The 21,485-nt window shown below is 70.1% G+C and carries 23 protein-coding genes; 13 read left to right on the top strand and 10 right to left on the bottom strand.

Annotated features, from left to right (window positions below):
• Nucleotides 1-166: 166 nt before the first annotated feature.
• The 5 genes from EXW95_RS16950 to trpC are packed head-to-tail and all read right to left on the bottom strand — an operon-like array spanning nucleotide 167 to nucleotide 4,360.
• Nucleotides 167-880, bottom strand: a complete 714-nt coding sequence (locus EXW95_RS16950) for a histidine phosphatase family protein (RefSeq protein WP_046842684.1) — start codon at nucleotides 878-880, stop codon at nucleotides 167-169.
• Complete coding sequence (gene purM, locus EXW95_RS16945) at nucleotides 877-1,932, bottom strand: phosphoribosylformylglycinamidine cyclo-ligase (protein ID WP_174368443.1); 1,056 nt, start codon at nucleotides 1,930-1,932, stop codon at nucleotides 877-879. The genes EXW95_RS16950 and purM overlap by 4 nt, the downstream gene beginning before the upstream one ends.
• Before the next feature lie 43 nt (nucleotides 1,933-1,975).
• Nucleotides 1,976-2,671: a TVP38/TMEM64 family protein gene (locus tag EXW95_RS16940; protein ID WP_174368442.1), complete on the bottom strand. Its 696-nt coding sequence runs from the start codon at nucleotides 2,669-2,671 to the stop codon at nucleotides 1,976-1,978.
• Between the two features lie 58 nt (nucleotides 2,672-2,729).
• Nucleotides 2,730-3,563, bottom strand: a complete 834-nt coding sequence (locus tag EXW95_RS16935; protein ID WP_174368441.1) for an MBL fold metallo-hydrolase — start codon at nucleotides 3,561-3,563, stop codon at nucleotides 2,730-2,732.
• Nucleotides 3,560-4,360, bottom strand: a complete 801-nt coding sequence (gene trpC, locus EXW95_RS16930) for an indole-3-glycerol phosphate synthase TrpC (RefSeq protein ID WP_174368440.1) — start codon at nucleotides 4,358-4,360, stop codon at nucleotides 3,560-3,562. Before trpC ends, EXW95_RS16935 begins: the two co-directional genes overlap by 4 nt.
• Nucleotides 4,361-4,419: 59 nt before the next feature.
• On the opposite strand from trpC, the gene hpt reads away from it, so the two are divergent.
• On the top strand, nucleotides 4,420-4,947 hold the full coding sequence (gene hpt, locus EXW95_RS16925) for a hypoxanthine phosphoribosyltransferase (RefSeq protein ID WP_174368439.1): 528 nt from the start codon (nucleotides 4,420-4,422) through the stop codon (nucleotides 4,945-4,947).
• Nucleotides 4,948-5,065: 118 nt separating this feature from the next.
• Here the strand turns inward: hpt and EXW95_RS16920 are convergent, their stop codons facing one another.
• The gene (locus EXW95_RS16920; RefSeq protein ID WP_046842690.1) at nucleotides 5,066-5,332 is read right to left on the bottom strand and encodes a cold-shock protein; all 267 of its coding nucleotides are present in this window, start codon (nucleotides 5,330-5,332) and stop codon (nucleotides 5,066-5,068) included.
• A 311-nt stretch (nucleotides 5,333-5,643) separates the two neighbouring features.
• On the opposite strand from EXW95_RS16920, the gene EXW95_RS16915 reads away from it, so the two are divergent.
• The 6 genes from EXW95_RS16915 to EXW95_RS16890 all read left to right on the top strand — a co-directional run bounded on the left by EXW95_RS16915 (nucleotide 5,644) and on the right by EXW95_RS16890 (nucleotide 12,504).
• Nucleotides 5,644-6,111: an MgtC/SapB family protein gene (locus tag EXW95_RS16915; protein WP_174368438.1), complete on the top strand. Its 468-nt coding sequence runs from the start codon at nucleotides 5,644-5,646 to the stop codon at nucleotides 6,109-6,111.
• Between the two features lie 465 nt (nucleotides 6,112-6,576).
• The gene (locus EXW95_RS16910) at nucleotides 6,577-7,236 is read left to right on the top strand and encodes a GntR family transcriptional regulator (RefSeq protein ID WP_174368437.1); all 660 of its coding nucleotides are present in this window, start codon (nucleotides 6,577-6,579) and stop codon (nucleotides 7,234-7,236) included.
• Nucleotides 7,233-8,165, top strand: a complete 933-nt coding sequence (locus EXW95_RS16905) for a proline dehydrogenase family protein (protein WP_174368436.1) — start codon at nucleotides 7,233-7,235, stop codon at nucleotides 8,163-8,165. Before EXW95_RS16910 ends, EXW95_RS16905 begins: the two co-directional genes overlap by 4 nt.
• 71 nt (nucleotides 8,166-8,236) lie before the next feature.
• Entirely contained in the window at nucleotides 8,237-9,808 is a 1,572-nt protein-coding gene (gene pruA, locus EXW95_RS16900) for an L-glutamate gamma-semialdehyde dehydrogenase (protein ID WP_174368435.1), read from the top strand.
• Nucleotides 9,809-10,295: 487 nt separating this feature from the next.
• Entirely contained in the window at nucleotides 10,296-12,020 is a 1,725-nt protein-coding gene (locus tag EXW95_RS16895) for a S8 family serine peptidase (protein WP_174368434.1), read from the top strand.
• Between the two features lie 88 nt (nucleotides 12,021-12,108).
• On the top strand, nucleotides 12,109-12,504 hold the full coding sequence (locus EXW95_RS16890) for a hypothetical protein (RefSeq protein ID WP_174368433.1): 396 nt from the start codon (nucleotides 12,109-12,111) through the stop codon (nucleotides 12,502-12,504).
• 3 nt (nucleotides 12,505-12,507) lie between these two features.
• On the opposite strand, the gene EXW95_RS16885 is transcribed toward EXW95_RS16890, so the two are convergent.
• Complete coding sequence (locus EXW95_RS16885) at nucleotides 12,508-13,872, bottom strand: NAD(P)/FAD-dependent oxidoreductase (RefSeq protein WP_174368432.1); 1,365 nt, start codon at nucleotides 13,870-13,872, stop codon at nucleotides 12,508-12,510.
• Nucleotide 13,873: 1 nt separating this feature from the next.
• On the bottom strand, nucleotides 13,874-14,773 hold the full coding sequence (locus tag EXW95_RS16880) for a UbiA family prenyltransferase (protein ID WP_174368431.1): 900 nt from the start codon (nucleotides 14,771-14,773) through the stop codon (nucleotides 13,874-13,876).
• Nucleotides 14,774-14,880: 107 nt separating this feature from the next.
• On the opposite strand from EXW95_RS16880, the gene EXW95_RS16875 reads away from it, so the two are divergent.
• A complete protein-coding gene (locus EXW95_RS16875) occupies nucleotides 14,881-15,819 on the top strand; it encodes a MerR family transcriptional regulator (RefSeq protein ID WP_174368430.1) in 939 nt (312 codons plus the stop codon).
• Nucleotides 15,816-16,703 (top strand): complex I NDUFA9 subunit family protein, encoded by an 888-nt coding sequence (locus tag EXW95_RS16870; RefSeq protein ID WP_174368429.1) that lies wholly within the window; start codon nucleotides 15,816-15,818, stop codon nucleotides 16,701-16,703. The genes EXW95_RS16875 and EXW95_RS16870 overlap by 4 nt, the downstream gene beginning before the upstream one ends.
• A 219-nt stretch (nucleotides 16,704-16,922) precedes the next feature.
• Here the strand turns inward: EXW95_RS16870 and EXW95_RS16865 are convergent, their stop codons facing one another.
• Nucleotides 16,923-17,468 carry a phosphoribosyltransferase family protein gene (locus EXW95_RS16865; RefSeq protein ID WP_174368428.1) on the bottom strand — a complete coding sequence of 182 codons (546 nt, stop codon included), beginning with the start codon at nucleotides 17,466-17,468 and terminating at the stop codon, nucleotides 16,923-16,925.
• A 95-nt stretch (nucleotides 17,469-17,563) separates the two neighbouring features.
• A complete protein-coding gene (locus EXW95_RS16860; protein WP_174368427.1) occupies nucleotides 17,564-18,094 on the bottom strand; it encodes a phosphoribosyltransferase family protein in 531 nt (176 codons plus the stop codon).
• A 119-nt stretch (nucleotides 18,095-18,213) separates the two neighbouring features.
• On the opposite strand from EXW95_RS16860, the gene EXW95_RS16855 reads away from it, so the two are divergent.
• Genes EXW95_RS16855 through EXW95_RS16840 form a run of 4 tightly spaced genes read left to right on the top strand, consistent with a single transcriptional unit; the run spans nucleotide 18,214 to nucleotide 21,463 of the window.
• Nucleotides 18,214-18,666, top strand: coding sequence for a DUF4395 domain-containing protein (locus EXW95_RS16855; protein WP_174368426.1), 453 nt, complete (start codon nucleotides 18,214-18,216; stop codon nucleotides 18,664-18,666).
• Nucleotides 18,667-18,675: 9 nt separating this feature from the next.
• The gene (locus tag EXW95_RS16850; RefSeq protein ID WP_174368425.1) at nucleotides 18,676-20,247 is read left to right on the top strand and encodes a nitrite/sulfite reductase; all 1,572 of its coding nucleotides are present in this window, start codon (nucleotides 18,676-18,678) and stop codon (nucleotides 20,245-20,247) included.
• Complete coding sequence (cysC, locus tag EXW95_RS16845) at nucleotides 20,244-20,783, top strand: adenylyl-sulfate kinase (protein ID WP_174368424.1); 540 nt, start codon at nucleotides 20,244-20,246, stop codon at nucleotides 20,781-20,783. The genes EXW95_RS16850 and cysC overlap by 4 nt, the downstream gene beginning before the upstream one ends.
• Nucleotides 20,780-21,463: a phosphoadenylyl-sulfate reductase gene (locus EXW95_RS16840; RefSeq protein ID WP_174368423.1), complete on the top strand. Its 684-nt coding sequence runs from the start codon at nucleotides 20,780-20,782 to the stop codon at nucleotides 21,461-21,463. The genes cysC and EXW95_RS16840 overlap by 4 nt, the downstream gene beginning before the upstream one ends.
• Nucleotides 21,464-21,485 lie beyond the last annotated feature (22 nt).

The raw sequence follows: 21,485 nt of genomic DNA, 5'->3' as shown, positions 1-21,485 counted from the left end.
GCCCCCAGCGTGCGCCCACCCGGCCTGCCCCCCGGCGACCCTGGGACACCGTGCAGGATTGCACCGCGTCCCGACCTGACCGGCATACGGGCGGCCAGGACGTTCACAGGGCAGAGGGTCCAGGCTGTGACCCCTGGACCCTCTGGCACCTGGACGTTCTGACCTGTTACGGCGCCTGTCCCAGCACGTCGTCGGCCTCGGTGGCCTCCAGCAGGTTTTCGAGGTGGGCGTCGTCGTTGAAGCCGAGCAGCATGCCGCTGCCCTCGCCCAGCAGGACGCGGGTGATGCTGGTGTTCGCGACGCTGAGGCGCGCCCAGGCGTTGGCGGGCACGCCGCCCAGCGCGAGGCCCACGGCGACGCGCACGACGCCGCCGTGCGTGAACACCAGCACGCGCTGCCCCGGGTGGCGTTCGCGCAGGGCGCCGAAGGCCGCGCCGCTACGGGCGTACAGGTCCTCCATGCTCTCCCCGCCGGGGCGGCGGGTGCTCCACGGTTCGGTGCTCAGGGCGCCCAGGTAGTCGGGGTAGCGTTCACGGATCTCGCTGATGACCAGCCCGGACAGTTCGCCGACGTCGATCTCACGCAGGCCAGGGTCGCGCTGCGCGGGGGGCGCGCCGGTGAGGCGTTCGGCGACGATCTCGGCCGTGCGTGCGGCGCGCGCGAGGTCGCTGGTGTACACCGCGTCGAAGTGCTGCCCGGTCAGCCGCTCGGCGAGACTGGCGGCCTGGAGAATGCCGATGTGGCTGAGGGGCACGTCGGCCTGGCCCTGGTAGCGGCCGTCGGCGTTCCAGGTGCTCTCGCCGTGCCGGACCACCCAGAATTCGGTGGCGGTGGCGCGGTCGGGCGCGGCAAATCCGGTGGGGGCGAGTCGCTTCGTCAAACGGCTCCCGTGAACGTGACGCCCTGGCCTTCCACCATCTGCCCGATCACCCAGGGCTGCTCCCCGGCCGTCTTCAGGGCGTCCAGCGCGGCCTGCTCCTGCGCGGCGGGCAGGATGAACAGGAACCCGACGCCCATGTTCAGCGCGCGGAACGCCTCGTGGCGGGCGACCTGGGCGCGCTGCACGATCAGTTCGAAGACGGGCGGGACGGTCCAGCTGGCGGTGTCGATCTGCATGCCGATGCCCTGGGGGAACACGCGGGGCGGGTTGTCGATCAGGCCGCCGCCGGTGATGTGCGCCATGCCGCGCACGTCGATCCCGGCGCGTTCCAGGGCGTCGAAGGCGTGCAGGTACGCGCGGTGCGGCACCGGCAGGACCTGCGCGAGGGTCTGCCCATTCAGGTCGTCACGGGCCTCCTGCCAGTCGAGGTCGTCCAGGGCCATGCGGGCCAGCGAGAAGCCGTTGGTGTGCAGGCCACTGCTGGGCAGCGCGATGACGGTGTCCCCGGCCTGGATGCGGCTCCCGTTGATCAGTTTCGGGCGGTCCACGACGCCCACGATGGTCCCCACGATGTCCAGTTCGCCGTCCACGTACACGCCGGGCATCTCGGCGGTCTCGCCGCCCAGCAGGGCGACACCCAGCGCCTCGCAGGCCTGGGCGGCGCCGGTGACGACCTCGGCGACGCGTTCGGGCAGCAGTTTGCCCATGGCGACGTAATCCAGGAAGAACAGCGGGCGGGCGCCCTGCACCAGGATGTCGTTCACGCAGTGGTTGACGATGTCCCCGCCCAGCCCGCTGAAGGTGCCGCTGCGCACCGCGACCTTCGTCTTGGTGCCGACGCCGTCGGTGCTGGCGACGAGCACCGGGTCCTCCATGTGCCCGAACGCGGCGCGGAACAGCCCGCCGAAGCCGCCCAGGCCGCCCAGGACGTTGGGGGTGTGGGTGCGCGCCACGGCGCCTTTCATGAGTTCCACCGCGCGGTGTCCCGCGTCGATGCTGACGCCCGCCCGTTCGTATGCCGACGCCTGGGCGCCCTGGTCTTGCTTGGTCATGAGCCTCCTGCATCCACCGTCTGGTGGACTTCGGGCGTTCAGTTTACCCGAGTCCGCGCGCCGCGCGCCTGCGCCGGATCAGGGCGCGTCCAGCCGCGACGACCCCCACGACCAGCGAGAGGATGATCATGCCCCACAGCAGCCGCTCGCCACTCTCGGACAGCCACACGACGAGCGCCGTGACGGGCAGCGCCCCGGCGGCCGTGGCGAGCATGAACGGCCGGAACTGCATGCGGGCGGCGCCCGCCACGAGGTTCATCACGTCGGCGGACAGGACCGGCATCAGGCGGATCATCAGGACGCCCTGCGTGCCGTGCCGCTCGGTGAACTCGTGGACCTTCAGGCGGGTGCGTTCGCCGACCAGCGTGCGGATCAGGGTGTCGCCCAGCACGCGGCCCAGGCCGTACCCGGCGGCGGCGCCGAGCATGGTGCCCACGTACACGATCAGGAACCCCTCGTAGGGGCCGTAGGCGCGGGCGGTCACGGCGATCAGGACCAGCGCGGGCAGGACGGGCAGGACGGCCTGCAGGATAAACCCGGCGATCAGGGCGAGGGGTCCGGCCCAGCCGAGGCTGTCCACGAACGCACGGGTGACGGCCGGGTCGCGGCTGGTCAGGGCGCCGAACGCGGTGATCAGGAAGGCGCGCACGTCGGGCAGCAGGGCCACGCCGACCAGAAGCGCGGCGGCGCCGCCCAGGATCAACCAGCGGAGGTGGCGGTGGGGCGCGCGGGCGGTCATCGGCGCACAGTCTAGGGTCGGCGCGGGTGATGTTCGCCCCGCGAAAGTTGGAGTGCGTTCACGTTCGCGCGGAGGGTGCGAGGGGCACCTGCAGTCCGTCGTGCGCGAACGCCCAGTCCGGCGGCAGGAGGTGGTCGCGGCGGACGTCCACGCCGTGCGACAGGTGCGTGAGGATCACGCGCCGCGCCGCGCGGGCCCAGGGAAGGTCCAGCGCCTCGCGGACGTCGTACACGCTGCGTCCGCTGTGCGGCGCGGCGCCCTCGTCCTCGAAGGAGGTGCCCAGCGCCAGGAGGTCCAGCTCCGCCAGCCACGTCTGCGCGGTGTCCGTGGGCACGTCGATGGCGTCGGTGATCACGGCCGCCCGCCAGTGGGGCGCGTCGAGGCGGATGGCGTGGCTCTCGCCGTTCGCACCGTGCGGCACGCGGAAGAGGCGCAGGGTCACTTCTCCCACAGTCACGCCCGCCTCGGGGATGGGCTGCACCGGCGGGGCGCCCCGGAAGGCGTACGGGAAGCGGTCCGCGAGCGCGGGGACGACCTCCGGCGGAGCGTAGATCCGCAGCTTCCCACCGGCGTACCGCACGTAGTCGAACAGGTCGCCCAGCCCCAGGATGTGGTCGTTGTGCGCGTGGGTGATCAGCACCACGTCCGGCACCAGCGGGCCGGGCAGGCGGGCCAGCGCGGCGTGCGTGTCCGGCCCGGCGTCGAGCAGCGCGGTCCCCTCGCCGCCAGCGGGCAGGGGCACGCGCAGCAGCGTGGCGGTGCGGCCCCGGCGGTTCACACCATTCGTGCGGGCCTCCTGGCAGACGGGGCAGTCGCACCAGAAGCGCGGGACGCCCTTGCTGTCGCCGGTGCCCAGGAACGTCAGCGAGGCGTGGGGAGCGCCGGGGTTCACGCGCGCATCAGGTCGCGGGCGGCGCGGGTCAGGTCCCCGCTGCCCGCCAGACTGCTGCCGACCAGCACGGCGTCCGCAATGTCCCGCACGCTGGCGAGGTCCTGAGGGGTGCGGTACCCGCTCTCGGCGACGAGCACGCCCGTAAAGCCAGCGTCGCGCGCGCGGCGGATCAGGCGCGGACTGACCTCCAGATTGATGTGCAGGGTGGTCAGGTCGCGGTTGTTCACGCCGATGATGGGTGCACCGGCCTCCAGCGCGATGTCCAGTTCACGTTCGTCGTGGACCTCCACCAGCGCGTCCAGGCCCAGGTGGTGCGCCGCGCGCAGGTACTCGGCGGTGGCCTCGTGCAGCACGCTGACCATCAGCAGCGCCGCCGACGCGCCCCACTCGGCGGCCTCGCGCAGCATAGCGGGATGCACCACGAAGTCCTTGCGCAGCGCGGGAACCGCGACGCCGCCCACCACGTCCCGCAGGGCCTGCGCGGTCCCGTCGAAGTGGCGGGGTTCCGTCAGGACGCTGATCGCGCGCGCGCCACCCGCCTGATACGCGAGCGCGGCGTCCAGCGGATCCAGCGGCGCGATGGCGCCCTGGCTGGGGCTGGCGCGCTTGACCTCCGCGATCAGGGACAGGCCCGGCTGACGCAGGGCCGTCTCGAAGCGGTGCGTGCGGGGGCGGGCGCCGCCCAGGGTCGGGTCGGCTCCGGCGTAGTCGGCGGCGCGTTCGTGCACGATGCGGCCCAGCACGCCCGGCACGCGGTCCAGGTTCAGGGGCACGGGGGGGCGGGGTCCGTCTGACATCCGCGTGAGGATAGCGCGGGCATGGTAGTCCCTGGGCGGGCGTGTTAGCCTGCGTGTCTATGAGTCTCGCCCCCGGCAACGGCCCCGTTCAGATCAACGAGCAGCAGGTTCAGGCCCGCATTCAGGAAATCGCGGCGAAGATCCGCGAGGACTACCGGGGCATCGAACCTCACCTGATCTGCGTCCTGAACGGCGCGTTCATGTTCCACACCGACCTCGTGCGCGCGCTGGACATGCCCTGCACCATCGACTTCCTGCAGGCCAGCTCCTACGGGAACGCCAAGCAGAGCAGCGGCGAGGTCCGCATCGTCAAGGACCTGCAGTTCCCCATCAGCGACCGGCACGTGATCCTCGTGGAGGACATCGTGGACACCGGCATCACCATGAACTACCTGCTGCACTACCTCGAAGGGCGCGGGCCGAAGACGCTGAAGATCGCGGCGCTGCTCAGCAAGCCCAGCCGCCGCAAGGTGGAGATTCCCGTGGAGTACCTGGGCTTCACGATTCCCGACGCGTTCGTGTACGGGTACGGCCTGGACCGCGCGCAGTTCGACCGGAACCTGCCGTTCATCACCAGCCAGGAATAAGGCGGGCGATTCCGGGGGGCGGGGCCTGCGGGTGCCCGCCCCCGTCGCCTGTCACGGCATGCTGGCACGGCATAAAAAAAAGACACCCCGTGAAAGGGTGCCCTCTGGAATGGAGTGCTTACCAGCGGTCGTTGCGACGGGCGCCGGCGCCGCCGCCGTAATCGCTGACCGGAGCGGCCTTCGTCACGACGATGTTCTTGGCCTGGGGGCCCTTGCCGCGCTGGCCTTCTTCGATTTCGAATTCGACTTCGTCGCCTTCGTTCAGCTTCTTGAAGCCGCTGGCCTGGATCGCGCTGAAGTGCGCGAACACGTCGGGGCTACCTTCGGTCTGAATGAAGCCGTAGCCTTTTTCCGCGTTGAACCATTTCACTTTACCTACTGCCATAATGCACTCCTTAGTTTCCAGATGTAGGCGTGGGCGCACGGTGAAGACCCTGTGCGCCCACCCTCGTCAAGTCGTTGTGCGAACTCGGGAAACTATGGGTGCAGTTTAGAATCCACCCCAGGCGCCAAACGTGCTGTGCACCACATTCTAGGCCAGCTGGCGGACCCACCCCAGGCTGGGCACGCCGACCACGACCCGGCACCGTCCAGGACGGCACCCAGCACCACGCCACCCCATCCGCAGGCAGCCTCCGGAGCGACTCTCTGAACCCGGTCCAGCCCCCCTCGCCCCGCACCCCGTAGGGTCAGGGCATGGACTGGACCGACACCCTGAACCAGCTGCGCCTGATGACCGGCCCGCTTGTCGCAGCCCTGCTGACCGGCCTGATCGGCTGGGAACGACAGGCCCACCGCGCCGGGGCGGGCCTGCGCACCCACATGCTGGTCGGCATCAGCGCCGCCGTGTTCGTCGTCCTGGCCGAGGCGCTGATCCGGCAGTTCGGTTCGGACAATCCGGCCGTGCGCTTCGACCTGATCGGCCTGCTGGCCGCCGTCGTCAGCGGCGTCAGCTTCCTGGGCGCGGGCACGATCTTCTCCGGCGGGCAGGGCGGCCAGACGCGCGGCCTGACCACCGCCGCCAGCCTGCTCGCCAGCGCGGGCGTCGGCGTCGCCTGCGGCCTGCATCTGTACGTGTTCGCGCTGGGCATCACCCTGCTGTTCCTATTCGTCCTGCGGCCCCTGCACCACCTGGAAAGGGACCGCAGGGACGGGGAAACCTGAGCGGACGGACCACCGTAGAGCGGTGCAATGCGACGCCTCCCCCACTTGGATTCGGCCTGGATCGACTGCCCCCGCTGCCGACACCGCCTGCTGCGCTGGAACACTTACCGCGCATCACAGGACAGACCCTGGATTCGCGCTGGCTGGTCCCCGTTCCGCTGGTGGGCCTGGGCCTGACGCTGCTGCTCGTGACGCAGGTGCCGCTGCTGCTGACCGTGCTGGGCGGGAGCCGTGGGCAGCTGCTGGTTCTGACCGTCGGTGGCCTGGGGTTCCTGTGGGCGGCGGGCGTCGCGGCGGCGCGGCACCGGTGGAGGCTGAACCGGCGCCGCGTGCTGGCGGACCGGCTCTCACCTGACGACTGGGTGTGCCCATCGTGCCTGCACAGTGTGCCCTGCCCGGACGGCTCGGGGTTCCGGCTGACCGGGGGGACTGGTCAGAAGGCCAGGATTGTATACAATATCCACGATGACCTCCTTCGAGCGCCCCACCCTGGTCCGCGACGGCGTGTACGAACACCTGCGCCGCGCCGTGCTGGACGGCGACCTCGCCCCCGGCGAACGCCTGGGCGAGGTGGAACTCGGCGCGCAGCTCGGCGTGTCCCGCACCCCCATCCGCGAGGCCCTGATGCGCCTCACGCAGGACGGCCTGCTCGTCGCCGAGGCGAACAAGGGCGTGCGCGTCCGCACCCTCAGCGCCGCAGAGGCCCGCGACACCTACGTCGTCCGCGAGGAACTCGACGGACTGGCCGCCGCGCTGGCCGCGCAGCACCACACCACCGCCGACGCCGCCGCCCTGCGCGCCGCCCTGAATGACCTGCACGCCGCGCCCGGCAGCGACTACCGCGCCCAGACCCGCCTGGACCTCGCGTTCCACCGCGCCATCACGCACGCCGCGCACAACGCCGCCCTGAGCGACCTGAACCGCGACCTCGAACAGCGCGTCGCACTGATCAAGCACCAGACCCGCACGTACAACGCCCACCCGCAGACCGACGCGCAGCACGCCGCCCTGCTGGACGCCATTCTCGCCCGTGACCACGACGCCGCGCGGGACGCCGCCCGCACGCACGTCCGCACCTTCGCCGCCCTCGTCCTGAACGACCTTCACCCCAGGAGCACCCCATGATCGACCAGCTGTACCGCAAAGCCGTCCTGACCGTCGCCGGACAGAAAACCGTCGAGAACGCCGTCCGCGCCCGCGGCTGGGGCATGGCCCAGCGTTTCGTCGCCGGGGAAACCCCCCAGACCGCCATCCAGGCCGTCCACGACCTGAAAAAAGACGGCATCATGGCGAACCTCGACCTGCTGGGCGAATTCATCGAGAGCCCCGCGCAGTGCACGCAGTTCGCCGACAACGTCATCACCATGCTCGACGCCGCGCACGCCGACGGCATCACGCCCTACGTCAGCATCAAGCTGTCCAGCGTCGGCCAGGGCAAAAACGTGGATGGCGAGGACCTGGGTCTCACGAACGCCCGCCGCATCATCCGCCGCGCCAAGGAATACGGCGGGTTCGTGTGCCTCGACATGGAAGACCACCCCCGCGTCGACCAGACCCTCGCGCAGTTCCGCACCCTCGTCGGCGAATTCGGCGGGCAGCACGTCGGCACCGTCCTCCAGAGCTACCTCTACCGCACCGAGAAGGACCGCGCCAGCCTGGACGACCTGAGCCCCAACCTCCGCATCGTGAAGGGCGCTTACCTGGAACCCGAAACGGTCGCGTACCCGCAAAAAGCCGACGTGGACGCCGCGTACCGCCGCCTCGTGTACGCCCACATGCAGGCCGGGAACTACGTGAACGTCGCCACGCACGACGAAAGCATCATCCACGACGTGCAGATGTACGCCCTCGCGCACGGCGTCAGCAAGGACGCCTTCGAATTCCAGATGCTGTACGGCATCCGCCGCGACCTGCAACGCAACCTCGCCGCCGCCGGATACCGCGTCCGCGCGTACATCCCCTACGGCCGCGACTGGTACCCCTACTTCAGCCGCCGCATCGCCGAAACGCCCCGCAACGCCATGTTCGTGCTGCGCGGCATGCTCAAAGGCTGACCCTCCCTGTCCCTTCGGCCCGTCCGCCTTTCAACCCAGTCCAGAGCAGACCACACGAATCAGGAGACCCCATGATCAAAGTTCAGGAGTACCGCCCGCAGAGCTTCATCGATTTCACGAAGGAAGAGAACGTCAAGGCCTACCAGGACGCGCTGAAGAAGGTTCGCGCGGAATTGGTCGGGAAGCACTACCCGATGGTCATCAACGGTGAGCGGGTGGACACGGCGGAGAAGCTGACCAGCCTGAACCCCTGCGACACGACTGAAGTGGTGGGCACGACCGCGAAGGCGACGATCGAGGATGCCGAGCGTGCCCTGCAGGGCGCGTGGGCGGCGTTCGAGAGCTGGAAGAAATGGGACATGGACGCCCGCGCGCGCGTGCTGTTGAAGGCCGCCGCGATCCTGAAGCGTCGCCGCCTGGAGGCCTGCGCGCTGATGAGCATCGAGGTCGGGAAGAACTACGCCGAGGCTGACGTGGAGGTGGCGGAAGCGATCGATTTCCTGGAGTACTACGCACGCAGCGCCATGAAGTACTCGGGTTTCGGGAGCAGCGAGACGACGTGGTTCGAGGGTGAGGAGAACGGCCTGATGAGCATCCCGCTGGGCGTGGGCGTGAGCATCAGCCCGTGGAACTTCCCGTGCGCGATCTTCATCGGGATGGCGGCCGCGCCGATCGTGGTGGGGAACTGCGTGATCGTGAAGCCCGCCGAGGACGCGGGGTTGATCGCGGGGTTCATGGTGGACATCATGCTGGAGGCCGGGCTGCCCGCCGGGGTGCTGCAGTTCCTGCCGGGTGTGGGTAAGGAGATCGGGGAGTACCTGACGACGCACGCGAAGACGCGCTTCATCACGTTCACGGGGAGCCGCGCGGTGGGCCTGCACATCAACGAGGTGGCGGCGAAGGTGCAGCCCGGCCAGAAGTGGATCAAGCGCGTGATCATGGAGCTGGGCGGCAAGGACGGCATGATCGTGGACGAGACGGCCGATCTGGACGTGGCGGTGACGGCGGCGGTGCAGGGTGCGTTCGGGTTCAACGGTCAGAAGTGCAGCGCCATGAGCCGCCTGATCGTCGTGGACAGCGTGTACGACGAGGTGGTGAACGCCTTCGTGGAGCGCGCGGGTGCCCTGAAGGTCGGGACGGGTGAGGAGAACGCGAACGTCACGGCGGTCGTGAACCAGATGAGCTTCGACAAGATCAAGGGCTACCTGGAACTTGCCCCGCAGGAGGGCAAGGTGCTGCTGGGCGGCGCGGCGACCGGCGAGGCGAACGGGAAGCAGGGGTACTACGTGCAGCCGACCATCGTGGGTGACGTGAAGCGCGAGTCGCGTCTGGCGCAGGAGGAGATCTTCGGGCCGGTCGTGTCGGTCATCCGCGCGCGGGACTGGCAGGACGCGCTGGATATCGCGAACAGCACCGAGTACGGCCTGACGGGCGGCGTGTGCAGCGCCAGCCGGGAGCGTCTGGAGCAGGCCCGCGCGGAGTTCGAGGTGGGGAACCTGTACTTCAACCGCAAGATCACCGGGGCGATCGTAGGTGTGCAACCGTTCGGCGGGTACAACATGAGCGGCACGGACAGCAAGGCGGGCGGCCCGGACTACCTGGCGAACTTCATGCAACTGAAGACCGTGACGGAACGCTGGTAAAGGCAGGACCCGTACAGCTGTGCACCAGAAGCCCCGGATTCGATTCCGGGGCTTTTTTCTGCGTTGACGCGCAAGCAGATGCATTGGCGGTCATGCTTCGGAACATCGGGGTCACTTGCAAATGCAATCAATATATGAGCGCAGATTTTCAAACGCCACTATCTGATGCCCAACTGACCCAGTGATGAGAACAGATACTGTACAGGGAAATCCAAGTGACCGTTGCCACATCTGCCCGAAGCACAGGTCAAAACAACGCGGAATCAGCGATCTAGACATTGCTTTTCCATCTTTCTGGACCAGGATCAGAGCAACCTAGACATGACGGTGATTGCGATCTGGCCGCGCACTAACATCCCCCTCAACTTCATCACACCGAGCGAAGCTCACTGCCCGCCCTGACGCCGCCCCGGCAGCGCCAGCACCCTCCTCTACATCATTTCGGCACCGTGCCGGAAGGCCGCCTTCCGTCACACCTGGAGACCTCATGAAGCACACCCGTTCCATCCTGGCCGCCACCCTCGCCCTGAGCCTCGCCGCCTGCAGTCAGCAGACGGTCACCCCCGTCGCCCCCGAGGCCAGCGCCCCCGCTGACGCCGTCGCCGGCGCGTACCTGGTGGGCTTCAAGCAGGGCAACCTCAGCAGCCAGAGCGTGACGGAACAGGCCGCCGTGCAGGCCCAGGCCATCGCCGCCGCGGGCGGGATCATGACCAGCCAGTGGGTGGACATCAGCGCCGCCGCCGTGAAACTCGACGCCGCCGCGCTGGCCAAACTGCGCGCCAACCCCAGCGTCGAGTACGTCGAACCCGACTACGTCCGCACCGCGCAGGGCTTCAGGAGCGGCGTCACCGACCGCAAGGTCAGCGCGGGCCTGAGCGCCCAGGGTCTCACCGCGCAGGCGCTGTACGCCCCCAGCGGCGAGTTCACCTGGGGTGACAACGCCCTGCGCGTCCAGAACCTCCGCGCCAGTGGCTACACCGGCACCGGCGTCGCCGTGTGCGTCGGCGACACCGGCATCGACGGCAACCACCCCGAATTCGCGCGGAAACTCAAGGGCTTCAAGAACTTCGTCACCACCGAAGCCAACCGCAACGATCCCTACGCCCTGAACGACGTGTCCCACCACGGCACGCACGTGTCCGGCACGATCTTCGCCCAGCTGGGCGCGGGCACCGGCGCCAGCGGTACCCTGAGCGGCATGGACGCGAATGGCGTCGTGGGCGTGGCAACGGGCGTGAACCTGTACATGGCCCGCGTGCTGGGGGACACCGGGTCCGGCAGCAGCAGCGGCATCATCAACGGCGTGAACTGGTGCGCCGCGCAGCTCAAGAGCCAGGGCGGCACGGAGGACAAGGTCGTCATCAGCCTCTCCCTGGGCGGCGGCAGCAAGAGCCGCACCGAGCAGCGCGCCTACACCAGCGTGTGGCAGAAGGGCGCCATGACCATCGCCGCGACCGGCAATGACGGCGCTGCCGTCTCCTACCCCGCCGCGTACACCGAAGTGGTCGGCATCGGCGCGGTGGACAGCAACCTCGCCAAGGCGGACTTCAGCAACTTCGGCACGCAGGTGGATCTGGTCGGCCCCGGCGTGGACGTCATCAGCACCGTGCCCCTGGGCCAGGGCAGCCAGGCGCTCGCCTCCGGCGGCGGCGTGAGCTTCCCCGAGGTGAAGGCCGCCGACCTGACCGGCAAGGGCAGCTTCACCGGGAACATCGTCGCGGCGGGCGGCACCAACAACGAGTTCTGCGGCACCACGACCCGCAACGCCGCCCTGGCCGGCAACATCGCCCTGATCGCCCGCGGCACCTGCTCCTTCGAGGAGAAGACCGCCAACGCCGTCGCCAGCGGCGCCAAGGCCGTCATGATCTACAACAACGCCGCGGGTGCCCTGGGCATGACCCTCACCAACACCTACACCGTGCCCGTCGTCGGCATCCTCCAGGCGGATGGCCAGGCCCTGCTGACCAAGCTGCCCACCACCGGCACCGCCGCCGTCACCAGCGCCGACTACGAGTCCTACAACGGCACCAGCATGGCCACCCCCCACGTCAGCGCCGCCGCCGCGGTCGTCTGGGCCGCCAAGCCCACCCTGACGAACACCCAACTGCTCAGCCTGCTGACCAGCACCGCCAAGGACCTCGGCACCGCCGGGAAGGACAACAACTTCGGTTTCGGTCTGGTCGACCCCCTGAAAGCCATCACCGGCCAGTAACCGTCACCTGCACCCGGCACCCCTTCCACACGGAGGGGGTGACTTTCATTAGTCTGAGCCCATGCGCTGAGCAGCCCTGCTGTTCCCCATGCTGCTGTCCGGCACGACAGCTTCTGCGCCCGCGCACCTGTTCCTGCCGGGCACCCTGAGCGCCACGCAGCCCCGCGTCAGCCTGCGCGTGAAGGGCCTGGATTCGCCGGGCCGCTCGCTCATGACCGGGCTGTGTCAGGTCAGGTACACCGTCTTCGACCGGCAGGGCCGCGCCCTCCTCGGGTATCCGAATCGCGGGACCCTTTGCGCCGAGGTGGGCCTGGGCGTGAACACCGCGCGGGGCGCGTGGGGGGCGTTCACCCTCGACCTCTCCCCCGTCCGCGCCGCGCGGCTGCCCGCCGGGACGTACCTCATGACCGCGCACATTCAGGCGCAGGACGGCGGCACGCGGGTGACCCTCGTGTCGAACACCGCGACGCTGCGGGTGCCCTGACCTCTACCAGCCCGCCTCCTGCAGCAGTCGGTCGACGATCTGCACGCCGCCCAGGATGGCGGGGAGGCCGCCGCCGGGGTGGACGCCGGTGCCGACCTGCCACAGGCCGGTGCTCAGGCGGTACGGCTGGGGGTGCAATGGGCCGCCGCGCCACGCGGGGAGGCCCGGGCCGTACAGGGCGCCGCCGGGGTGCCCGCCCTGTGCGTAGTGGTCGGGGGCGAGCGTGGCGACGTCCAGAGCGTCCCGCAGCAGGTCGGGGACTTGCAGAGTCGCCTCGGTCCGGCGCAGTTGTGCCTGCACCCAGGGGTGGTCCAGGGTCAGGGCCTCGCCGGTGGCGGGCGTGGCGAGCAGGACGCTCAGCTGCCGCCCGTGCGCGTGCACCAGGGTGAGGGTGTCCGGGGGCAGCGCGCCGCGCCGGACGTGCGCGTGGAACGCCGCGAAGCGGGTGGGCGGCAGGACGCTCGTGGCGGGCAGCGGGGCGGGGCGGGGCAGGACGGCGTACACGCCGACGCCACTGACGGTGCGCCGCGCGACGGGTAAGGGGGTGGGACGGCCCCGCAGCGCGGCCAGCCGGTGCGGGTCGAGGGCGCTGACGATCAGGTCGTGCCGCGCCGTCTCGCCGCCCGCGAGGGTAAGGGTCTGCCCGTCCAGTCGCGTGACCGGGGTGTGTTCGCGCTGCTGCACGCCGCGTGCCTGCCCGAAGGTCAGCAGGGCGTCCAGCAGCGCCCCCATGCCGTCCGCCGGGCGGAACACGTCCGCGCCGACCAGTGCCGGGATCAGCGCGTACAGCGGCGGCGCGACCCCGGGGGGCAGTCCGGCGTTCAGGGCGTGCGTGGCGAGCGCGTGGGTCAGCGCGGGCGGCAGCTTCTGCGCGGCCAGCCAGCCGTGCGCGGTCAGGTGCGGGCCCTGCACGCGCAGCAACGCGGCGGCCGCCTGCCGGAACAGCGGGTCCCGCAGGCGCGGTGGGGTGGTCAGCAGCACGCCCAGGAACGGGGTAAGCGGCGCGGCGGCCCGCAGGTACCGCTGCCAGTGCGGGTGCAGAGGGTGGCCCGGCGGCACCGGGAGCGGCACCGGGCCGTGCGGCGTGTGGTGCAAGCCCAGCCCGCCGGGCAGCGGGCGCAGCTTCAGGGGGTCGGGTTCGTTCAGGCCGCGCAGGTACGCGCGCCACACCTGCGGGAACGTGAACAGGCTGGGGCCGGTGTCCACCACCTCGCCCGCCAGGGTGAGGCGGCGCAGCTTCCCACCGGCCTGATCCCGGTCGTACACGGTGACTGCGTGCCCCCGGTGCGCGAGGCGGGCGGCGAGGGCCAGTCCGGCGATCCCGCCGCCCAGAATGCCGACTGTTCGGGTGCCGACGCTGCGGGTCATGTCAGAACCCGGTCCACTGGCCGCGCGCCAGCAGGTACACGAGCTGCACCCCGGCGACCGCGCCGACGATCCAGGGAGTGACGATGCTCAGGGGGTACAGCCGCGCGGCCTGTTCGGGGGTGGGGCGCAGCAGGAGGCGCAGCGCCATGCCGCCGCAGGTGAGGAGCAGGGCCAGCGCGGTCAGTTTCGACGCGGGCAGCAGCAGCGCCGAGGCGAGGATGAACCACGTCAACGCGTAGGCGGCCGTGCCGCGCGCGCCGAGGGTGGTGGCGACCGTGCGGGTTCCGGCGGCGCGGTCGGCGGGAATGTCCTGCGCGGCGTCGAAGGCGTGCTTCCCGACCGAGTAGCTCATGAGGGCCAGCAGCGGCCACCACGGCACCGGGCTGCCCAGGGCCAGGGCGGGCAGCGCCAGCGGCAGGGCGTACGCGACGTTGCTCAGGCCGTCCAGGAACGGGCGGGCTTTCAGGCGCAGCGGGGGCAGACTGTACGCGGCGAACAGCAGCGCGGACGCCAGCAGCAGCAGCGTGGCGGCGGGCGGCAGCAGGATGCTCAGCGCGGCCAGCGCGGGAAGATTCCACCACAGCGTGGCACGCAGCAGCGGCGCGGCCTCCTGCACCTGAAGCCGCGCGCCCTGCCAGCCGCCCTTGCGGGAGGAGCGGGCGTCCTCCTCCTGGTCCCACAGGTCGTTCAGGCCGTAGATCAGCAGGTTGAACGGCAGGGTCAGGTACGCCAGCAGGGCCAGCACCCCGGCGTCCACGGTGGACAGGCGGCCCGTGAGCCACACGCCGGTCACCAGGGTGCCCACGGTGTTCACCCACAGCGCCGGGCGGGACACGACCAGTGCGCGCCGCAGCGGAAAACGGGCGGGCGTCAGGGTGGGGGCGGCGCGGTCGGTCGGCATGACGGCAACCTCCGCAGCATAGCGGCTGGGGGTGGTGGGCAGATGACCCGGCGTTTGGCCGGAATCGTTACGTTCCTGCGGTCACGCGGCGCTCAGAATAGGGTTTGATGAACCTTCCCGCCGGGCGGTCGCTGACTGCCATGTTCACCGCCTCCGAGGTCGAGGCGCAGACCGGTGTGCCCGCCACGACCCTGCGGCAGTGGGAACGCCGCTACGGCTTCCCCCGCCCCGAGCGCAGCGCGAACGGGTACCGCCTGTACTCCCCGAACGACGTGGCCGCCATTCAGCGCATGCAGGCGCACCTGAACGCCGGGGTGCCCGCCAGCCGCGCGGCGGAACTCACGCAGCGCGATCAGGACACCGTGCCCGCGCAGCCCGAGGCGCGTGACGCCGCCGAGTGGTCCCGGCAGCTCACGCTGGCGCTGATCGGGTCGGACATGGATCAGGCCGGTAGCCTGCTGGGGCAGGTGCACTCGCAACTGCCCGTCGAGGACGTCCTGACCCAGGTGATCTCCCCCACCCTGCTAGACATCGGGTCGCGCTGGGAGCGCGGGGAGATCACGGTCGCGCACGAGCATCAGGCCAGCGCGTTCCTGCGGGCGCGCCTGTCGCACCTGATGGACGTGGCGGGCGTGCAGGAGGGCTTCGGGCCGCTGGTCGTGGCGGCGTGCGCGCCTGGCGAGGAGCACGAACTGGGCCTGATGATGCTGACCCTGGCCCTACGCCGCCGGGGCGTGCGGGTCGCGTACCTGGGCGCGAACGTGCCGCTGGGAGACCTGGCCGTGTTCACGCGGCAACAGGGCGCGCGGGCGGTGCTGCTGGCCCTGAACGGAGACTGGGCGCTCGGGCCGACCCGCGAGCACCTGCGCGACCTGGGCGGGCTGGGCGTGCCGCTGTTCGTGGGCGGCGCGCTGGTCAACGCCCGGCCTGAACTGGCCGAGGAGTTCGGCGGCGTGTACGCCGGGCCGGACGCGCCGCGCGCCGCGCAACGGATCGCCGCGCACCTGCACCGCACAGATGGCGGCGGCGAGGGAGGTTCCACATGAGAGTACTGGTCACCGGAGCAAGTGGCTTCGTCGGGAAGGCAGTCGTGAAACACCTCGTGCAGGACGGTCATGACGTCTGGGCCGGGAGTCGCCGGGGCGAGGCGGTGGGCGGTGCGCGCGGCGTGAAACTGGACGTGACCGATCCGGGCAGCGTGCAGCGCGCCGCCGGTCAGGCCGACCCGGAAGTCGTCGTGCACCTAGTGGGCATCATCGCGGAAGCTGGGGATCAGACCTTCGAGCGGGTGCATGTCGAGGGCACCCGCAATGTCCTGGCTGCCACGCCGCGCGGCGCGCGGTACGTGCACATGAGTGCCCTGGGCGCCCGCGAGGACAGCGGCAGCCGGTATTCCAGCAGCAAGGCCCGCGCCGAGGCGCTCGTGCGGGCCAGCGGGCTGGACTGGACGATCTTCCAGCCCAGCCTGATCTTCGGTGTCGGGGACGACTTCTTCGGGCGGGTCCTGCGGGAACTGGTGTCCACGGCGCCGGTCGTGCCGCAGATCGGGGACGGGTCGTTCCCGTTCCGGCCGGTCAGCGTGCAGGATGTCGCGCAGGCCTTCGCCCGCGCCGCCGGGAGCCGCACCGGCCTGCACGGCACGTTCGCCCTGACCGGCCCGGAGGAATTCACATTCCGGCAGCTGCTGAACCTGGAACTCGGGGCGCTCGGGAAACGCAAACCCATCGTGCCCGTGCCGCTCCCGCTGATGAACCTCGCCGTGCCGCTGATGCAGGTGCTGCCCAAGCCCCCCATCACCCGCGACCAGTACGCGATGCTCAAGGAAGGCAACACCGCGCCGAACGAACCGGCCCGCAGCACCTTCGACCTGCCGATGCTGCGCCTGCAGGATCACCTGCCACAGATCGTGCAGGCCGCCCTGAAGAAGTAATCCGCGCCGAGCCGTGCGCCCCGCCGCTCAGCCCGGTGGGGCGCGCCCTTTGCCCCTGGGTCATACGGGACTCCAGTGACTCCCCTTCGACGTGGTCGCTTTTCTTGATCCCCTCTCCCCATGTGCTGCGCAGCAGAGAGGGAGGGAGGCGCGAAGCGAGGGAAGGGTGAGGGGGCCACCGGGTGACTCCAAATGACGTGGAATCACTTCAAGCCCGTATCAGCTCAGGGTGCGGGGCAGGTCCTGCAGGGCCGCGACCTCCATGGGGGGCGTGCCCTGGCGGAACGCGGCGAGGTACCCGCTGACGGTGCCGCCCGCCCGCTCGACCAGCCGGGCGAGGGCCTGGGCGGTGCCGCCACTGGCGACGACGTCCTGCACGATGGTCACGCGCTTGCCCTTCAGGCGTTCGGCGTGCGGGCCGTCCAGCCAGAGGGTCTCGGCGACGCCCAGGGTCATGCTGGGCACGTCCTGAATGAGGGGCTGCTGCATGTACGTGCGGCGTTTCTTGCGGGCGCACACGTACGGCAGGCCCGAGCGGTCGCTCAGTTCGTGCGTCAGCGGCAGGGCGTTCGTGACGACGGTCAGCAGGACCTCGGTGCCGCCTGGGATCAGGGCGACCATGGCCTGCGCGGCGGCGTTCGTGAATTCGCTGTCGCCGATGAATTCCACCAGGGGCACGCGGCCCATGCCGCCCGCGCGGACGGTGGGGAGGGTGCGGCTCACGTCGCCGATGGTGACGGTCAGTTCCTGCGGGGCTGTGGTCATGGCTCAGGCTAACGCACGTTCGTCAGCTGAGGTCGGCAGGACCGGACGCCAGAGGGAAACCCCCTCCGCGTGAGAGGGGGCCTTGAGGGAAGCGGTTATTTGAAGAGGGGCAGGTGGCCCAGGGCCGTGACCTCGGGGCGTTCCTGCCCCTCGGTGAACACGGCGACGACCGCCGCGACTTCCCCGCCGACTTCCTCGATGATCTGGCGGATGGAGTGCAGGGTGCCGCCGCTGGAGACCACGTCGTCCACGATGGCGACCTTGCGGCCCCTGATCTTCTGCACGTCGAAGCCGTCGAGGACCAGCAGCTGGGGCTTGCCGGTGGTGATGCTGACGACCTCGCGGGCGACGGGGTCGACCATGTAGGGCTTCTGGGTCTTGCGGATGACGATGTACGGCTTGCCGCTTTCCCGGCTGATGACGTGCGCGAGGCTCAGCGCCTTGACCTCGGGCGTGACGAGCACGTCGATGTCGGCGGGGAGCTTCAGGGCGAGTTCGCGTCCGGCTTCCTCGGTGACGTCGGTGTCGCCGAGCATGTTGAACAGGGCGACCTTGATGTCCGGGGAGACCGGCACGATGGGCAGGTCGCGGGTCACGCGACCGATCTGAACCTTGAACGTGTCCACTTGACGCAGTGTAACGCGCGGCGCGGAGTGGGGTGAGGGACGGGCGCCCGGTGGGGGTGGCGCACCTGTCTGGATAGTTGACTTGTTTTGTACGCCATAAAGGTTTACCTTTTTTGTCAATGATTGCCTCCGCCCCCACCCGTCAGCCCGCGCGCACGGACCTGAGTGCGCTGAAGTTCAATCAGGTCACGGTGGTGTTCGTGACCCTGCTGGCCGTGATCCTGACCGTCCCGGCGCTGACGCTGGTGCTGGGCGCGGCCATGCTGATCGGGGCCGTCATGCCCGACCTCTCCCCCATGCGCGCCGCGTACCGCCTGCTGGGACCCGCCCTGGGCCTGAAGCCCGAGGTCGTGGACGAGGACCCCCGCGCGCACCACTTCGCGCAGGGCGTGGGCGGCGGCTTCCTGCTGGCCTCCGCGAGCTTTACACTGGCGGGTCTGCCCATCGTCGGGGCGGTACTGGGCGTGACCGTGATCGCGCTGGCCGCCCTGAACCTCTCCCAGAAGATCTGCGTGGGCTGCGTCATGTACTTCCAGTACCGCCGTCTCCGCTACCAGCTGCTCAAGCGCTAAGGACCGACCATGAGTGACATCGAAGCCCTGAAGAAAGCCGTTCCGCCCTTCCAGATTTTCGACCTGATCCCCCAGTACGCCGAGCAGGGCTTCATCGACCCCGAACGGATCGACCTGCTCAAGTGGGCCGGGGTGTACCCGCAGCGTCCGCAGGAGGACGGCTTCCTGATGATGCGCGTCCGCGTGCCCGCCGCCGAGTTCTCCAGCGCCACCATGCGCGAGGTGGCGAACATCGCCGAGGAGTACGGCCGGGGCTTCCTGGACGTTACGGACCGTCAGGCGTTCCAGTTCCACTGGCTGACCATCCAGGACATCCCCCGCATCTTCGAGCGGCTGGAACCGCTGGGCCTGCACCCCAAGGGCGCGTGCGGCGATACCGTGCGAGCCGTGATCGCCAGCCCCCTGGCCGGCCTGGACGCCCGCGAGATCATCGACGTGCGCCCCCTGGCCCACGCCATGGAAGGCACCCTGACCGGGAACCCCGACTTCCAGGACCTGCCGCGCAAGTTCAAGATGAGCATCACGGCGGTGCCGGAACTCGAAGGCATCCACATGATCAACGACATCGGCTTCCTCGCGCACCGCGTGAACGGTGAGGTCGGCTTCGACGTGTGGGTGGGCGGCGGCCTGGGCGCCGTGGCGCACCTGTCCAGGCGCCTGGGCGTGTTCATCCGCCCCGAGGAGGTCGTGGAGGTCGGGCAGGCCATCACCGCCGCGTACCGCGACCACGGCTACCGCCAGAACCGCAAGAAGAGCCGCCTGAAGTTCCTGATCAAGGACCTGGGCGTCGAGAAGTTCCGCGAGATCGTCGAGAACGACTACCTGGGCCGCAAGCTGACGGACGGCCCGGCCGCGCCGACTGCACGTTTCGGCGGGAACGACGTGCTGGGCGTGAACCCGCAGGCGGACGGCCTGAACTACGTGGTCGTGGCGACCACCGTGGGCCGCATCGACCCCACCAAGGCCCGCGTCCTGGCTGATCTGGCCGACCGTTACGGCAAGGGCGTGCTGCGCACCACCGCGTTCCAGAACATGGTGATCCCCCACGTCGCCACCGAGGACGTCGAGGCCCTGAGCGCCGAACTGGCCGCCATCGAACTCGCGCCGAAGGCGACCATCCGGGGCACCACCATCGCCTGCACCGGCAACCAGTTCTGCCGCCTCGCGCTGACCGAGACCAAGGCCCGCACCGCCGATCTGGTCGATCACCTCGAACCCCTGACGCTGGCGATGGACGTGCCGTTCACGATCAACCTGACCGGGTGCAGCAACGCCTGCACGCGCTACCAGGTGGCCGACCTGGGATTCATGGGTGCGAACAAGACCGACAAGGACGGCACCGTTCACGAGGTCTTCAACGTTCACCTGGCCGGGAGCATCGGGCAGGCGCAGCGCACCGGCACGAAACTGAAGGGCGCGGTGCCCGCCGAACGCCTGAACGAGTACGCGGCGGCCGTGCTGGCCGAGTTCCAGGCGAACAAGCAGCCGGGCGAGAGCTTCGTGGAGTACGCCGACCGCACCGGGCACGAGCACTTCGCGCCGGACGCCGTGCTGGGCGCGCGCGAGGCGGTCACCGCATGACCGCCGTGGCCGAGCAGCAGGCCGTCGGCACGGGCCGCGTGGTGTGGCTGACCGGCCTGAGCGGCGCCGGGAAGAGCACCCTGGCGAGCGCCCTGTATGAAGAGCTTCTGGCGCGCGGCGTGGCCGCAGAACTGCTCGACGGCGACGCGGTGCGCGAGAACCTCAGCAAGGGCCTGGGCTTCTCGAAAGCCGACCGGGACACGAACGTGCGCCGCATCGGCTTCGTGGCGGGCCTGCTCGCCAAGCACGGCGTGACGGTCCTGGTCAGCGCGATCAGCCCGTACGCCGACACGCGCCGCGAGGTGCTGTCCGGCCTCCCGAACGCGCTGGAGGTCTTCGTGGACGCCCCGCTGGACGTCGTGACGGCGCGGGACGTGAAGGGCCTGTACCTGAAGGCCATCGCCGGAGAGATCCCGCACTTCACCGGGGTCAGCGACCCCTACGAGGCGCCCGAGAACCCCGACCTGCACCTGCGCACCGACCGCATCAGCGTCGAGGACGGCGTGCGGCAGCTGCTGGAGAAACTGGGCGTATGACCACCACCTCGCCCCGACCTGACTTCACGCCGGCCAGCGACCCGCTGGACGTGATCCGCTGGACGCTGGAAACGCACCCGGACGTCCTGATGCCCAGCGCGTTCAACCTGAACGGCGTGGTGCTGCTCGATCTGGCCGTGAAGGCCGGGTACCGGGGCGAGGTGGTGTTCGTGGACACCGGGTACCACTTCCCCGAGACGCGGGCGACCCGCGACCGGCTGGCTGCCCGCTACCCGGAACTGACGTTCGTGACCCTGAACGACGGCGCGAGTCCCGAGGACGGACAGACCGACCCGGCGCTGTACGCCAGCGACCCGGACGCCTGCTGCGCAGTGCGGAAGGTCGCGCCCCTGCAGGCGTACCTGCGCGAGCGGGCCCCGTCGGCGCTGCTGAACGCCCGCAGCCGCGATCAGGCGAGCACCCGCGCGGACATTCCGTTCGTCGAGGACGGCGCGCGCGTGAAGGTGAACCCGCTGGCCCACTGGACGCGCGAGATGCTGGAAACCTACGCGCGCGAGCAGGACCTGCCGGTGAACCCGCTGTACTGGGACGGCTTCCTGAGCGTGGGCTGCTGGACGTGTACGCGTGCCGTGCGGCCCGGCGAGGACGCCCGCGCGGGCCGCTGGGCCGGGAAGGGCAAGACCGAGTGCGGCCTGTGGGCCGGGGAGAACAGGCTGTGACGCGCCGCTGTTGACGCCCGAG

Origin of the sequence: Deinococcus sp. JMULE3 (genome assembly GCF_013337115.1) — a bacterium.
GTDB lineage: Bacteria > Deinococcota > Deinococci > Deinococcales > Deinococcaceae > Deinococcus.
This window is presented reverse-complemented; position numbering and strand designations above follow the sequence as displayed.

Excerpts from the sequence above, each read along its gene's own strand:
- trpC (WP_174368440.1), bottom strand. The coding sequence starts at position 4,360 with ATGTCAGACGGACCCCGCCCCCCCGTGCCCCTGAACCTGGACCGCGTG.
- hpt (WP_174368439.1), top strand. The coding sequence starts at position 4,420 with ATGAGTCTCGCCCCCGGCAACGGCCCCGTTCAGATCAACGAGCAGCAG.
- EXW95_RS16865 (WP_174368428.1), bottom strand. The coding sequence starts at position 17,468 with ATGACCACAGCCCCGCAGGAACTGACCGTCACCATCGGCGACGTGAGC.
- EXW95_RS16895 (WP_174368434.1), top strand. The coding sequence starts at position 10,296 with ATGAAGCACACCCGTTCCATCCTGGCCGCCACCCTCGCCCTGAGCCTC.
- EXW95_RS16870 (WP_174368429.1), top strand. The coding sequence starts at position 15,816 with ATGAGAGTACTGGTCACCGGAGCAAGTGGCTTCGTCGGGAAGGCAGTC.
- EXW95_RS16890 (WP_174368433.1), top strand. The coding sequence starts at position 12,109 with ATGCTGCTGTCCGGCACGACAGCTTCTGCGCCCGCGCACCTGTTCCTG.
- EXW95_RS16940 (WP_174368442.1), bottom strand. The coding sequence starts at position 2,671 with ATGACCGCCCGCGCGCCCCACCGCCACCTCCGCTGGTTGATCCTGGGC.
- EXW95_RS16855 (WP_174368426.1), top strand. The coding sequence starts at position 18,214 with ATGATTGCCTCCGCCCCCACCCGTCAGCCCGCGCGCACGGACCTGAGT.
- pruA (WP_174368435.1), top strand. The coding sequence starts at position 8,237 with ATGATCAAAGTTCAGGAGTACCGCCCGCAGAGCTTCATCGATTTCACG.
- EXW95_RS16840 (WP_174368423.1), top strand. The coding sequence starts at position 20,780 with ATGACCACCACCTCGCCCCGACCTGACTTCACGCCGGCCAGCGACCCG.
- cysC (WP_174368424.1), top strand. The coding sequence starts at position 20,244 with ATGACCGCCGTGGCCGAGCAGCAGGCCGTCGGCACGGGCCGCGTGGTG.
- EXW95_RS16850 (WP_174368425.1), top strand. The coding sequence starts at position 18,676 with ATGAGTGACATCGAAGCCCTGAAGAAAGCCGTTCCGCCCTTCCAGATT.
- EXW95_RS16875 (WP_174368430.1), top strand. The coding sequence starts at position 14,881 with ATGAACCTTCCCGCCGGGCGGTCGCTGACTGCCATGTTCACCGCCTCC.
- EXW95_RS16920 (WP_046842690.1), bottom strand. The coding sequence starts at position 5,332 with ATGGCAGTAGGTAAAGTGAAATGGTTCAACGCGGAAAAAGGCTACGGC.
- EXW95_RS16885 (WP_174368432.1), bottom strand. The coding sequence starts at position 13,872 with ATGACCCGCAGCGTCGGCACCCGAACAGTCGGCATTCTGGGCGGCGGG.
- EXW95_RS16880 (WP_174368431.1), bottom strand. The coding sequence starts at position 14,773 with ATGCCGACCGACCGCGCCGCCCCCACCCTGACGCCCGCCCGTTTTCCG.
- EXW95_RS16915 (WP_174368438.1), top strand. The coding sequence starts at position 5,644 with ATGGACTGGACCGACACCCTGAACCAGCTGCGCCTGATGACCGGCCCG.
- EXW95_RS16910 (WP_174368437.1), top strand. The coding sequence starts at position 6,577 with ATGACCTCCTTCGAGCGCCCCACCCTGGTCCGCGACGGCGTGTACGAA.
- EXW95_RS16905 (WP_174368436.1), top strand. The coding sequence starts at position 7,233 with ATGATCGACCAGCTGTACCGCAAAGCCGTCCTGACCGTCGCCGGACAG.
- purM (WP_174368443.1), bottom strand. The coding sequence starts at position 1,932 with ATGACCAAGCAAGACCAGGGCGCCCAGGCGTCGGCATACGAACGGGCG.